Source organism: Cellvibrio sp. KY-GH-1, assembly GCF_008806975.1.
Taxonomy (GTDB): Bacteria; Pseudomonadota; Gammaproteobacteria; order Pseudomonadales; family Cellvibrionaceae; genus Cellvibrio.
The window spans coordinates 106593-120159 of sequence record NZ_CP031728.1 but is presented as its reverse complement, the minus strand read 5'-3'; the positions used below and the strand labels follow the sequence as shown (position 1 = coordinate 120159).

The window sequence follows — 13567 nt, the reverse complement described above, 5'->3', positions numbered from 1 at the left end:
ATAATGAAAATTCGCGACCTCGATTTATCTGATAACCCCATTAACCAGGAGCATGAAGCCCTGGGCCTACCACCGGTAGAGCAAATCCCCCTTCACCCAGTGATCCGCACTGCCGTGTGGTTCGCCATATTGACCCTGGTTGGATTAGTAGCACTGGGCGCGGCCCAACTATTTGGCAGTAGCTGGGAAGATGGCATCGCTGCTATCAAAACCACGCTGGATGATTCCATGTTCTGGAACGCCCTGCTGGTCGGCTTGCTCGCCCAAATCGTCGACGGCGCCCTCGGCATGGCCTATGGCCTAACCTCCACCAGCTTTTTGTTAGCGACAGGTGCATCCCCCGCCCTGGCTAGTGCCTCGGTACATATGGCGGAGGTTTTTACTACCGGTGTTTCGGGGATCTCCCACGCTAAATTCGGCAACGTGGATAAGAAATTATTTTTGCGTCTGCTGATTCCCGGCATTATCGGCGGCTTGCTCGGCGCCCTGCTGGTAACCCAAATCGATGGCAAAACCCTGAAACCATTTATTACCGTTTATTTATTGCTGATGGGTATCTATGTACTGAGCAAGGCGTTTCGCAAACATATCGCCACCCGTAACAGCGAACCCAAACACGTGGCCAAATTGGCATTGCTTGGTGGCTTTGTGGATACCTCAGGCGGTGGCGGTTGGGGTCCGGTAGTTACTACCACTCTGGTTGGTACTGGCCACGACCCTCGCACCACCATTGGTTCGGTTAACTTTGCCGAGTTTTTCCTGACACTGACCAGCGCCGCATCGTTGTTTATCCTGGTCGATGAAACCATTTGGCATGTGGTGGCGGGCTTGATTATTGGCGGATTATTCGCCGCACCGTTCGCCGCTTATGCGTGCAAAAAGTTCTCTACGAGAACCTTGTTGATTTTGGTGGGATTATTGATTAGTGGGATTTCGGTGTTTAATTTGTATAAAGCATTGATCGGTTGATCAAAAAATTTCATTCATCAACGTTATAAACAGGCAGCAATAGGCTGCCTGTTTTTTTAAACACTCGCAAAAAATAAAAGTACACATTAATTAACTTAGCGAGATTGGCCTTTCAGTTTTGCCACAAACGCTTTATTAAACCCTTTTAATACAAAAATCGGTTCACGGAAATCTTTCACCGACAACTGCGTATCTTTCATTGCGGTGGCAAACAGAGCCAACAATGGCGAGCCCAAAATAACAATCATCTGCAACATAAAAAACTGCTTCCCTATTAAAATGCGCACCACAATTCCAACAACAAACAGGACCCAGGAAATTTTAGCGATATTTCCCCACAAGGTTGCTTTTTTTGTACAGGGCGCACATCGACTATAACTGATACTCAGTTGTTTCCTGAATACAAAGTAAGCAATGATCAGCGCTATTGGGCTCAGCAGTATCCAAAAAAACGTCAACGGATTCAGGTAAGTTAATTTTTCCTCTGTTTGCCCAAGTTTATCGACCGCACCGCACCCAATACAGCATGCTGGCAAACGTGCTGGATTTTGGGTTTTGATAAAATCACCATCCCATACCACCGCATTTTTATTCAGCAAATCACTAGCGGGACTGGCGTAAACAGATTTCGTTTCCATATTATTCTCTTTAGTTATCGATAATTGAGGCTGCTAATTTCACCGAAAGGTCCCACAGGTTCAAGAGGATGCCAGAAAAAATCTGGTGCAATTCGTGATATCGACAACCTCCCTGGAAGACTCCGAGCTCCTAAATACCTTGTTTGCTGCTTCCCCCCATAGACCGAATTAACTCAAACACAGCCTGACGTCTGAACTCACCCGGATTGTTCTAGCAACTACCCATTTCTACCCTGAGCAGCGTCTGCGTACATCTATGCCTGGCACGCTAATGCCTGCATCCATACAACCGGCATCTGAAACACTGATGCCCGCGCGTTAGAAGTATTTAATCGGCACCCCTGCAACAACAGTTGATACAGATCTATAGAAGATAAATCTGTCTAAAAATTGGCACATTTTATTTCGCATTGGTGTTACCCGCATTTTTTGCTTTCCTATACTCATAGTTAGCTGCAGCAAACCAGAAAACCCAACTCGAGGATGCGTTGATGAAATGCCCTGCCATATTCCCTAATGAGGCTGAACGTCTACGCGCACTCGCCAACTATGGGCTGAATGAAGAACAGAGCCTGCAGAGCCTGGATCCTGTAGTCCACATAGCGGCGCGGATGTTTAACATGCCAGTCTCGGCGGTAAATATGATTGGCAGCGACCAGGTTTTTTTTGCAGCCAGCGTCGGCGTAGGAAAAGTGGATATGCGCCGCGATGTTTCATTTTGCGCACATGCAATTAATCAGCAAGAAGTGATGGTTGTTCCCGATGCGCGCCTGGATGAACGCTTTCACGATAACCCCTTAGTCCTTGGCAACGCCATTCGCTTTTATGCCGGTGTCCCCCTGCACTCCCCGGAAGGACTCGCGCTGGGTGCACTCTGTATTATCGACGATAAACCACACCACAATTTTTCTGCCGATGATTGCCAGCGCTTGACCGAACTCGCCAAGATGGTGAGTGATCGGTTGGAGTTACAGCGTATAAAATTTAATAGCGAAAAAGCACGTCCGGATTTCGAACACTATGCGGCCAGCTCATCCACACCGGTTATTTGGTTCGATGAGAAACGCCGCATTCTTGAATGGAATGAAATAGCGATTAGCACACTGGGTTACGAACGCTACGATAAAAATGTGTTGCTGTTTGATAAATTAATTGCACCGTCCGATCGCTCCGCGTTCAACCAACTCATCAACCAGGCAATTAGTGCAGGCTCATTGGCGGGCTTGCAAATTCCCGCCGAAATTAACGGAATCAATCAGGATGCCCAGGAAATCCATTTTGGTTTTTCATTATTTTGTTGGAAACAGGCAGGCCAAATTAAGTTTGAAGCCATACTAAAAAATTTACGGGACGATAAATGGCAACAAACATTGCTGCAACATCAAGCCAATTGCGATTCTTTGACCGGCCTTGCCAATCGCGCACGCTTTTATCACGCTGTTGAAGATACCTTGTTTGAATCCGCTACAGCAACGGTATTTATTTTCGATCTCGACGGATTTAAAGACATTAACAATACCCTTGGCCAAAGGGTTGGCGATGACATTTTGCGCGAAGTCGCACGGCGGTTAATGGCGCACACCAATACCAGTTTTACCTTGAGCCGTTTGGGTAGCGATGAATTCGCACTTCTAGCGCCCGGACTCACTGACACTCAACGTGCAACGCGCATGGCCGTTGATATGCTTAACCAAATTGCCCAGCCCTTAAACGTTCATGGCCAATTGCTACGCATTACTGCAAGCTGCGGCCTTGCGTTTGCACCGGCACAGGCGCAAGAAGCCATGGAATTAGTGGGCGATGCAGACCTGGCCTTGTTTAAAGCCAAGAGCGGGGGGCGCGGCCAACTCTTTTTATTTACACCCGAATTACGTGCCGAAGCCTTGGCCAGACGCCGCTATGGATTGGAATTACATCGCGCCGTTGATGAAGGCGAATTTATGCTGTTTTATCAACCACAAATCCAATTGGATACCGGAGTCGTTAGCGGCGCAGAAGCGCTACTGCGCTGGAATCACCCCAAACGCGGCATTCTCCCACCCGCCGCCTTTTTACCCGCACTAGAGACTGGCCCCCTAGCCGCAACAGTGGGCTCCTGGATTATCAACGAGGCCTGCGGCCAAGCCGCCTATTGGCGGCGACTGGGGGCCACTCAGTTCCGCATGGGCATTAATTTATTTGGTGCGCAATTTCGCTCCGGAGATTTGGTCGATGAAATTATGGAGGCCTTGGATAGACATGGCTTACCACCTGCCGCCCTGGAATTGGAGGTGACTGAAAATATTGTGCTGAAAAATGATAAAGTCATTTTCTCCGATTTGCAGCGTTTAAAAGATTATGGTTTAGGTATTGCATTCGATGACTTTGGTACTGGCTACGCGTCCCTCAGCTTGTTAAAAAATTATCCCGTAACGCGTATTAAAATCGATCAGTCTTTTGTGCAAGGAATGGTGACGTCAAAGCGCGATGCAGCAGTAGTGGGTGCAATTCTGGGCATGGCACAGGGTTTTAATCTGGAGACTATTGCTGAGGGAATCGAAACCGATGCCACTCACACATCATTGATGAACGAAAAATGCAACGAAGGACAAGGCTATTTATACGGCAAACCAATGCCGGCGCTGCAGTTTGAACAATATCTGGGGTTGGGTTATTCGCAGGCAATTGCCTGAGAAAAATCGAAAGCGATAGCGCAGGAATGTCCGGCGGGGCTCGCGCTGCCCACCCCGCCGAATCCAACGACTGTTATTTCTTTTTCAACATTACCACTGCACCACCAGCCGATGCCAACTGTAAATTGATAGTTTGTTTTGCTGTAGTGGTCATTTCACTTTTTGTTAAAGTGGAAACTGATTTTCCATCCTGCCAAATAGTCGCTTGATAAAAACCCTTGCCTAAAAAATCCAACGGAATCGTTAACGCACGCATCGATTCATTTGTCATTGCACCCAAATACCAGTCATTGCCGTTGCGTCGAGCGGAAACAATAAACTCCCCAATATCGCCCTGCAGAATTCGCGTTTCATCCCAGGTTGAGGGAACATCTTTAACAAATTCCAGGCCATCTTCCCACTCGCTTTGTGGTTGCGGCCATTTGCCCTGGGTTTTGCTATAAGTAATGGGCGAGTCCGCCAACATTTGCAGCGCACTGTCATAAACAACAAACATCGCCAGCGCCTGACCGCGCGTGGTTTTTACAAAGGGCAAGGTATTACGACGCAGTTGAGGAAACTCTGCTGCCGTGGTGTGGCGAAAACCGCCCGGCGTGTAATCAATAGGACCGAGAATCATCCGCGTAAATGGCAAGGTCACATTGTGTGTGGCCGTAACGCGTTCGCTCCATTTATTGTACTCAGCACCCATCACACCTTCTTGCGTTAAAAAGTGGGGATAAGTACGCACCAAACCATTGGGTGGATAGGCACCGTGCAAATCCACCATGATGTGATATTTCGCGGTCATGCTTAACAGCTTGTGATAGTAATCCACAATTTCCTGATCAGACCTGTCCATAAAATCCACTTTAATTCCTTTAATCCCCCACTGCTCATAGGTGCTTAGCGCTTCTTCCATTTGCCAATCCAATTGCTTCCATTGCAGCCACACCCAAACGCCGACATTTTTGCTTTTTGCGTAGCGTAAAATTTCCGGCATATCCATCACCGCAATGGGTTTTATCACATTGGCCCCCGGGGTGTTAGTCCAGGCAGCACCTTCATGCCAACCGGCATCAATCAAAATATATTCAAGGCCCAAGGTCGCGGCGAAATCGATATAGGCTTTGTAGGTTTCGGTGTTCATACCAGGTTTTAGGGTGGTGTTTTCCAATACCACCTGATTATCGTTCCACCAGTCCCAAGCAGTTTTTCCCGGTTTAATCCAGCGCGTGTCTTTTAATTTGGTGGGCTCACCCAAAGCAGCAATTAATGACGATTGTGTCAGTGCTCCCGGTGTATCGCCCAACATAACGACACGCCAGGGCGACTTAACACCCGACGCACTCATAGTGGCTCGCACAGCGGCTTTTTCCAAACCATCCGGGCGGCTGTCAAAGCGGGGCGTTAATTTCACATCCACCCCCAAACCGCCATCACCACGCCCGATAAACCAACTGCCGGGATAATCGCGCACATCCGATTCCGCTAGCGCAAGCGTCGTTTGCCCTACGCCGGTTTTGCAAACGAGTGGGTTATCGTAGAGATTATGTTCGCGAATACTGGAGGCTTTAATAGGATCAAATTCACCCTCATGGCTATTAGTAAATTTGCCGAGGTTTAAACCGTAACAATTGTAATTGTTGGGAAATGCAAAGCGGGTTAATTCATTTTGGATCGTAAATTGATTCAAGCCGGATTGATTCGGCAAGACATAGCGCAGCGCTACACCATCATCATATGCACGTACAACGATATTCACTTTGAGTTTGCGCTCGTCGTTACCGGCAAACTTCAGCGTGATGCTGTTGTATTGTTCCACCACTTTTTTGGTGCGGCCAAATAATTCAAACGAATCCTTTCCCTTTTCTTTGCTGTTATCAAGAAAAGCCAATTCATTATTTCCGAGGGAAACATCATCGATAACTAAACCCAGGGCAGATTGAGAAATTACTTGATTTCCATCCAGCGTCACGGCGTAACTCAGGCCTTTGGCGTCGTTGGTGACAGCAACCTGAATACGAGCATTGGGTGATTGGACATTATAAGTTCCAGCATTCGCCACACCTGCCACTAATAGGCAAGCGGCGGATAACAACCGAATAGCGGTCATAACCTTCTCCTGATTTTATAAATATTCTTGAGATCTACTTGAGGGTAGTGCCTAACAATCATTAGCTGAGAGTATTGTTAATTACCCTGCCAAATATTGCGATAAATATTACATATATATACAAAGCGACAAACACTAAAGCCAATGTTCCAATGATCACAGCTGGGAATTTGAAGGGTTTTGGGTCGCTTTAAAAGGCAAATTATTGGGCCACCAGAATGGCCTGGTGTGGGGGATCTTTGTTTGAGATTGAGGGCTCACTAACGTGATTATCTGTCGCTGATCAAGTTTTGCACGGTCAATTTTCTCACCATAGTAAGACAAAAATAAGCGCGAAAATGCTCCCGTAGCTTCCAATCGCTTTAGCCCTAACTCAAGCCGCTGCGCTAGCAATTCATCATCTTTGTGGACGAAAAAGTACACAGGAATATCGTAATAAAAAGCAAACCTGTTTTCGATACGAAGATCAGAATACTGATTTTTAAAATTATCCAGCTCGGACCAAATTTCAATTAACCCACGGGAAAAATAATCGAACCGCCCTGATTCCAACATTTTGAACAGGGTCTCGTATTTGGTTGCGGGCACCACTTTAAAACCGTTATGCAGATAAGTGTCGTAGTCGGACCAGTTGGTGTTGAAACCACCCTGCATTTTTTCACGAAATTCGGTTTCGTTGCGCAACAGATCGAAACGTTGTTGATTTTCTGCTTTGATCAACAGCAACCGTAAACCCAATAACCCCTGATCCAAAGGAAATGGCACTGCGCGAAACGATTTCTCGCGCTTTTCAGTAGTAGGAACAAACGTTATTTGAATACGCTTTTGATGGAGTAAAGCCATGCCGCGCGCCTCTGTAATCTCTGAGTTTCCCGCGTCGTAAGCTTTGAGTTCAATTTTCCCAAATTCAGTTTCCGTTACGTCCAAAACCTGACGTAAAAGTACCTGATAATACTGATAGCGAAACTCCTTTTGCGAGTACGACAGAGTTTGAGATTCTTGGGCCATCACAACCGGCGGAACCATTAGCCATATTAATCCCAACAGCAAACCCCGGTACTGCCATCCGTCAATTATCGATGGGTTAACGTCTACATAGCGGCCCGAATGCATTAATTTCCTCATTGGCTATTGTTATACCGATCCAAAGTATAGTCGGGGGTTCACGTTATTGGTAAACGGAAGCTAGAACGGCAGTCAAGGATACTCAAGCACGCGTTTTAATTGATCTATATTTGCATCAACCCACCCGGGATTCACCGCCCCCCAGTCCTGTACACTAAAAACACCATTGGTATTGCTTAACGCAATATCCAGCTCATGAATTGCCTCGAGCGTATCTTGTGCGGTGCGGCGCGGCATACCGGTCGCGGCAATAATTTTAGGCACGCTATTAACCCCCTGACTAATCAGCCAAGTCACATAAATGCGGCGATAAAAGCTGGTTTTCGTCTTACTGTGACTCATTAAGTTCCCGGGCTCCTGTTAAAATTACAGACGTATTCCCAGCCAAAGGCTAAGCTAGGCGCTTCACCAGATACTATAACCGACCCAGGAGTTTTTCCATGCTAATCAATTGTGTCGCTTACCAGGAAGGTAAAAAACTGTGCAGCATCCCGGCAGAAGACATAAGCGAGTATCTGATGATGAGCGATTGCTTTGTCTGGGTCGCACTCAAAGATTCCAATCGTGACGAGCTGGCGCTGATGCAACATGAATTTAATCTGCATGAATTGGCCGTGGAAGATGCCCAGGTCGGCCACCAGCGCCCCAAGATTGAAGAATACGGGGACTCACTATTTGCCGTGATGCACACAATAGAAATGATTGATGGTGAAATAAATATTGGTGAAGTGGATGTGTTTGTGGGTGAAAATTATGTGCTCTCTACGCGCAACCGCACCCGCGCTGACTTCCTGGGCGTGCGCGCTCGCTGTGAACGCGAACCGCATCACTTGAAACAAGGCCCAGCCTTTGTGTTTTATGCATTAATGGATGCAGTAGTGGATCGCTATTTTCCCGTAGTCGTCGCGCTGGAAACAGAATTGGAAATTATCGAAGATCAAATTTTCACCAAGGGCTCCCAGCGAGCCAACATTGAACGGCTCTATGAATTAAAACGTAAAGTCACCACGTTAAAACACGCCGTGGGACCACTGATGGAAGCCGTGGGAAAGTTAGATGGCGGCCGCGTCCCGCCGATAGTAGCCAACACCAAAGATTATTTTCGCGATGTGCACGATCACTTGTATCGAATCAATACATCTATCGACTCCATTCGCGACACCATCAGCACTGCCATCCAGGTTAATTTATCCATGGTGAGTATCGATGAGAGTGAAGTGAATAAACGCCTCGCTGCCTGGGCGGCCATTTTTGCGGTGGCTACGGCCTTTGTGGGGATATGGGGGATGAACTTTGAACACATGCCCGAGCTGAAATGGAAATACGGCTACCCTGTTTCGCTCGGTGTGATTGCAGTAATTTGTTGCTACCTGTACTACCGTTTTAAAAAAGCCGGCTGGTTGTAATGCAGCCCTTTGGGCTGCATTCCCTTCTGACAGAAAATCACAACCTGATCCACGATCAGACAAACGCTTCCCGCAAATTTTTCACAGTTTCAACCGCAAAACACTCGATGAAATCGCCCTGCTCGATATTGCCAATGGCTTTTTTCAGCGGTACACGGCGTGGAGTAAACTGAAATAAATCGCTGCGTTGCGCATAGTGGCGAATTTTATGACTGACCAAGACCTCGCCCGCCTCTGCTGCCGCCTCCATACGCGCCGCCATACTGACTGCGACCCCCTCCAGATCGGGAACATCGGTCACTTCATTGTGTACCACCGCCACTTCCCCCAGCTCCATACCAATGCGCAACTCAAACCCCGCTGCGCGCAGCACATTGCGAATCATGCAGGCGCAAGAAACACCGGCCGTTGCATTGGTAAAAGTCACGCGCAGTGAATCCCCTTCCATGTTTGGGTGACCCGCGGTAAATTTTTTAAGAATAGGTTTTACCAACCCGCGAAACAACGATAATTTTTCCGAAAGCTCATCTTCAGACCATTTGGAAAAACCTTTTAAATCCATAAACAAAATAGTGAGGTTACGCACCTGCTCTTTTTCATGATCGGCCGCCAATTCCAATAGACGCGGCCAAAACTCTTCGCGAATCGCACCGATTTTTTCTTTGAGTTGTGCGTGCAATTGGGTATTGGTGCGCAACATCAATTGTGCTAACTGAATTCGCTCCGCTTCTGCTTGCAATTGCACTTTTAATTCGGAAGGATTGTGTACGCCCACCTCTTCCACCACAAATTTAACCAGCGCACCGCCGGCTACATCGCTAATGGATTTCAAGCGAATAATTGTTCCCCAATAAACGGCAGCAAGATGTTCGATAAAAATTGGCAGGGTCGCCAGCTCGTGATCCACCAACCGATAGGGGTAGCGCAGCTCAATGGTAATAGCTTCGGCAAAAATTCGCTCAAACTCATGGGTGCGATAAATTGTTTTTTCTTTGCCGGCTTTATCCCAAAACGCATAGCTGCATTGGATATTGGCAATTCCCCATCCGGTCGTGACCAGCTTCCATAATCTGGCACCGGTAATGTCTGCGCCAGACAGTTTGGCTTTGCTCACATTCGCCGAGCGCAAATCACAATGAGAAAGGTTGGCGCCAGTAAAATCAGCTTTGGTGAGATCGAGATTATTTAAATCCATCCCACTCAGATTAGCGCCTTTAAAAAGCGCACCGATCAGGGTTGCACCGCGCACATCAGCATTGGTGAGGTTGGCATTGTTAAACAGGGTTCCAGTTAAATCCGCACCTTGCAAATTCACACCTTCAAGGTTGGAGTTGGATAAATCCACCCGCGCCAGCTGCTGACCTTCCAGATTACTGCCAGCCAGAGAGACATCGCGCAACATTAGCCCACTGACATCGTGCCCGCGAAAATCAATATTCTCCAAACGTGCATTGCGCGTACTGGCGGTGAGCATGTTGGTACGGAATAAATTGGACCCGCTTAAATCACTATTGCACAGATTGGCGGCAATCAGTTTAGCGTTGCTGAAATCGTTCTGTTGTAAAAATGAATACTGCAAATTTGTTTGGATCAGATCCGCGCCGTTAAAGCTGCAGTGCGTAATATGTGCATTACGCAGCGAGATTTTGGATAAGTCATAGTCGTCCAGATTCATGCCACTCAGCACGATTCCATCGAGGTTGATTTCTCCTACAGCCTGGCGCTTGCGCCAAAGATTCCAGGCTTTCGCGCCTTTTTCCAGCTCATGCAAAATTATTGCGTGGTCCATGTTCGTACTTCTCTCTCACTGCGGTAGTAATATGCCACCTATCCCTTGTGCGGGACTCTGGGTAGTTGCTGCCAATTCCAGGGGTATTCAAGGTACCGATAAATCGTGTGGACGGAAGAACCAGGGTGGGCTGTTTTCGGGAGGCAAATATACCGTTAGAAGTCCGATAATTTCGAGCGCTTATTGGCATAAACGGTCTAATTTGGCGACATTTAGCCGCCTATTACAATTCTTCACAAATAGCGGTATGACTTGATCAAGGAACCGGGTTCCTTGCCGAGAGAAGTCCAGGTCACTCAAAGGCTATTGGTATCCAGCGCTACCATCAAACGCGACAGTTCTGTCTGGGAGTGAGTACCGGTTTTTTGCAATATGACCTTGAGCTGGCTGCGCGCCGTTTCCAGAGTAGTGCCGCGCGCGCAGGCGATATCACTGATGCTCTTATTCTTCAGCAACGACTTCATAATGCTACATTCGGTAGGCGTGAGTGCATAAGCTTGTTGTAGATAGGAATCCGAAACACTCCCGGGCCGATCCGGATCATTCACAAACACAGCAATAGCAACTCCTTCGCGGGCCAGTTCTTTGTCAGACCAAGCCTCAACACGCGCCAGAGTAATCCGCAATGGCCGGGCTTGTCCGGGAGCGACAAACTCAATCGCGCTGGGATAGCCACCAGCAACCACCGGCGTCAGCAGCGAAAGCAATTGCTCTTGGAAATGCTCATTTTCATAGGGTCGCGATAAATACAGTTTTCCGTAGCGGCCGATATCCAATGCGTTGGGCGCTTCCAGAATACGCGCCGCTTCTGCGTTCGAAAAAATTACCCGCTGGTCGGCATCCAGGAGAAATACGCCTTGATTGATTCGTTTAAGGACTTCTTTAATGGCCTGGTTGACTTGCTTAACGCTGGTAATCCGGTTATGAATTTTCATGGCTTGCACCATGTGCGGCGTTATGCGCGCCAGAAACTCCAGAGAAGACGCTTCCAATACTGGCGAACCGTGGTAGTTGCGCACGCCCAAACCGGAACACATCATGTTGTCGTGCAATAAAATAATACCCGCGCGAAATTCCAGTTGCGGTAAAAAGGTCTGCATGTACTCCTCGCCGACAATTTGGTCATAACTTTTGCCAGTGAGGTGGATGAGATCTTCGGGCGTTACCACTTCGCCCTCCCGCAGATTGATGAGCTGGCGATGAAAATCAGCCGCCTCCAAATCGATAAATTCCTGCAAATATTTATCGATTACGCCCTCCCTGTTGCGCGCCGCTACCGCAAAGTTGCGCGCACGGCACTGGGCGTCGTAGAAAAACATGGTGCACTGACCAACCTGACAAAATTCTGCAATCGACTGCAGTACCACACACCAGCGCCCCGGTTCCACAGCTGCTTCATAAATCCTGCTGATTAATAAACTCTCTTGCTCACCCAATTCAAATGTTGCCATTTTACGCATCCTTCAAAGATTGAGGTCTTGCACAACATAAAAGTCCGCCGGGGTTTCAGCATCACCCAAATGGGGGGGCAAACATTTGCAAATTTACTTCTGCTAAAGCGGAGGCCTCCGCCGACTCGCGGCTCAACAACATGAGCAAACGCACCAGCTCCGGTTGACTTTTGGTGTTGGTTTTATGCATCAGGGATTTTATTTGCCAGCGCGTGGTTTCCAGCGTGGTATGCCGTTGGCTGGCAATTGCGGCGAGATCAAAACCGTTGATCAATAAATTCGCCACCTGTACTTCCGTGCGAGTCAAGCCATACGCCTGGCGTAAATAATCCACTGGCGCAACCATACGACGCTCAGGGTCGGTAATAAATATCGCCAGACGAGTTTGGGTGGAGCTTGTGGAGCCACTCTGGTTGAACGGCAAAATATTCAACTTTAATGGGTGCACTTTATTGGGGAGCTTTATAGGTATACAGCAGCTGTTGTTTTCGGAGGTTACGGCGCTTGGTGACAATGATTGTCGCAACAATTTATCAAGTTGTGCTTGTTGAACAGCATCGCCCACCAATAAAAAACCGCACCGGCTAATAGCAACAGATGAATTAGACGCCAATATTTTTTGCGCCTCTGGCGCTACAAATAGCACCTGCAAATCTGCATTTAATAACAACACCGCCAAAGAAGATTGTTTAAGGGTTTCCGCTAACCACTGATTATTTTGATACAAGGTGCCCATCTGCCGATAAATAAATAAGGCCCGCGCGATATGCGGTGCCAGGGTTTGTAAGAAAGCGCAGGCTTCTGCACTAAAGCCATCAGCACCCCTGGCCCCCCAAAAGCTGAGTAATACCAATGAGTGATCTGAGTGCACTAACGCCAAATTGATCTTGCAGGATAAAGGTAAATTGGAAAAGTTTTCAACCCATACCAGATTGGTAGCCTCAGTAGGCGAAGTCGCCACGTGAGAAAAAGTCGTGAGTGTTTTTTCAATTAACGAGTTGGTGTCTGAAACCGGTGTAGCGGCGTGCAATTCGCGCAGCTTGTTCAACATGCTCAGCGCTTTGCTACTGACAATACAGTTTTGCTCTATCGGAGGGCGCTCGTAAAAAAGTAATTCACCATCCATTGCGCGAATATAGTGCGCTACATCCAGAATTAATGCAGGCCATTTTTCAGGCGCTAACGCTGCTGCATAAATTTTCTGGAGTAGTAGGTTTTCGGTTTCACCCAGTTGAAAATTACTCATCAAGCAAACCGTCCGTGCCCTGTTGAAGAAGCAGTCATTCGAGCGTAATCCAACTTAGGCCCAAACGCCACCTAATTGGGGGTTGTCGCCACAATAATGTTTTATTAAGGTCGCCACGTCAGTGAATTATTTACACGCTGGCACTTCAAGCTGCAAACATATCACTGACACGGTGC

10 protein-coding genes are annotated in these 13567 nt (G+C 47.7%); 3 read left to right on the top strand and 7 right to left on the bottom strand.

Annotated features, from left to right (window positions below):
- The first annotated feature begins 3 nt into the window (after positions 1-3).
- Positions 4-969 carry a sulfite exporter TauE/SafE family protein gene (locus tag D0C16_RS00390; RefSeq protein ID WP_151030503.1) on the top strand — a complete coding sequence of 322 codons (966 nt, stop codon included), beginning with the start codon at positions 4-6 and terminating at the stop codon, positions 967-969.
- A 95-nt stretch (positions 970-1064) separates the two neighbouring features.
- Here the strand turns inward: D0C16_RS00390 and D0C16_RS00385 are convergent, their stop codons facing one another.
- A complete protein-coding gene (locus tag D0C16_RS00385; RefSeq protein WP_151030502.1) occupies positions 1065-1607 on the bottom strand; it encodes a hypothetical protein in 543 nt (180 codons plus the stop codon).
- A gap of 491 nt (positions 1608-2098) precedes the next feature.
- Between D0C16_RS00385 and D0C16_RS00380 the strand changes: the two genes are divergently transcribed.
- A complete protein-coding gene (locus tag D0C16_RS00380) occupies positions 2099-4279 on the top strand; it encodes a bifunctional diguanylate cyclase/phosphodiesterase (protein ID WP_151030501.1) in 2181 nt (726 codons plus the stop codon).
- Positions 4280-4352: 73 nt separating this feature from the next.
- On the opposite strand, the gene D0C16_RS00375 is transcribed toward D0C16_RS00380, so the two are convergent.
- From D0C16_RS00375 to D0C16_RS00365, 3 genes are all read right to left on the bottom strand, one after another.
- A complete protein-coding gene (locus D0C16_RS00375) occupies positions 4353-6374 on the bottom strand; it encodes a glycoside hydrolase family 97 protein (RefSeq protein WP_151030500.1) in 2022 nt (673 codons plus the stop codon).
- Between the two features lie 156 nt (positions 6375-6530).
- A complete protein-coding gene (locus D0C16_RS00370; RefSeq protein ID WP_151030499.1) occupies positions 6531-7487 on the bottom strand; it encodes an amino acid ABC transporter substrate-binding protein in 957 nt (318 codons plus the stop codon).
- Between the two features lie 84 nt (positions 7488-7571).
- Positions 7572-7841 (bottom strand): helix-turn-helix domain-containing protein, encoded by a 270-nt coding sequence (locus tag D0C16_RS00365; protein ID WP_151030498.1) that lies wholly within the window; start codon positions 7839-7841, stop codon positions 7572-7574.
- A 98-nt stretch (positions 7842-7939) separates the two neighbouring features.
- Here D0C16_RS00365 and corA point away from each other — a divergent pair, with 98 nt between their 5' ends.
- Positions 7940-8905, top strand: coding sequence for a magnesium/cobalt transporter CorA (gene corA / locus D0C16_RS00360; RefSeq protein WP_151030497.1), 966 nt, complete (start codon positions 7940-7942; stop codon positions 8903-8905).
- 55 nt (positions 8906-8960) lie between these two features.
- On the opposite strand, the gene D0C16_RS00355 is transcribed toward corA, so the two are convergent.
- The 3 genes from D0C16_RS00355 to D0C16_RS00345 all read right to left on the bottom strand — a co-directional run bounded on the left by D0C16_RS00355 (position 8961) and on the right by D0C16_RS00345 (position 13391).
- A complete protein-coding gene (locus D0C16_RS00355; protein WP_151030496.1) occupies positions 8961-10694 on the bottom strand; it encodes a pentapeptide repeat-containing protein in 1734 nt (577 codons plus the stop codon).
- Positions 10695-10990: 296 nt separating this feature from the next.
- Positions 10991-12145 carry a hypothetical protein gene (locus tag D0C16_RS00350; protein ID WP_151030495.1) on the bottom strand — a complete coding sequence of 385 codons (1155 nt, stop codon included), beginning with the start codon at positions 12143-12145 and terminating at the stop codon, positions 10991-10993.
- Between the two features lie 61 nt (positions 12146-12206).
- Positions 12207-13391 carry a helix-turn-helix transcriptional regulator gene (locus tag D0C16_RS00345; RefSeq protein ID WP_151030494.1) on the bottom strand — a complete coding sequence of 395 codons (1185 nt, stop codon included), beginning with the start codon at positions 13389-13391 and terminating at the stop codon, positions 12207-12209.
- Positions 13392-13567 lie beyond the last annotated feature (176 nt).

Coding starts and splice junctions, on each gene's coding strand:
- D0C16_RS00380 (WP_151030501.1), top strand. CDS start 2,099: ATGAAATGCCCTGCCATATTCCCTAATGAGGCTGAACGTCTACGCGCA.
- D0C16_RS00345 (WP_151030494.1), bottom strand. CDS start 13,391: ATGAGTAATTTTCAACTGGGTGAAACCGAAAACCTACTACTCCAGAAA.
- D0C16_RS00350 (WP_151030495.1), bottom strand. CDS start 12,145: ATGGCAACATTTGAATTGGGTGAGCAAGAGAGTTTATTAATCAGCAGG.
- D0C16_RS00365 (WP_151030498.1), bottom strand. CDS start 7,841: ATGAGTCACAGTAAGACGAAAACCAGCTTTTATCGCCGCATTTATGTG.
- D0C16_RS00385 (WP_151030502.1), bottom strand. CDS start 1,607: ATGGAAACGAAATCTGTTTACGCCAGTCCCGCTAGTGATTTGCTGAAT.
- D0C16_RS00375 (WP_151030500.1), bottom strand. CDS start 6,374: ATGACCGCTATTCGGTTGTTATCCGCCGCTTGCCTATTAGTGGCAGGT.
- D0C16_RS00390 (WP_151030503.1), top strand. CDS start 4: ATGAAAATTCGCGACCTCGATTTATCTGATAACCCCATTAACCAGGAG.
- corA (WP_151030497.1), top strand. CDS start 7,940: ATGCTAATCAATTGTGTCGCTTACCAGGAAGGTAAAAAACTGTGCAGC.
- D0C16_RS00370 (WP_151030499.1), bottom strand. CDS start 7,487: ATGCATTCGGGCCGCTATGTAGACGTTAACCCATCGATAATTGACGGA.
- D0C16_RS00355 (WP_151030496.1), bottom strand. CDS start 10,694: ATGGACCACGCAATAATTTTGCATGAGCTGGAAAAAGGCGCGAAAGCC.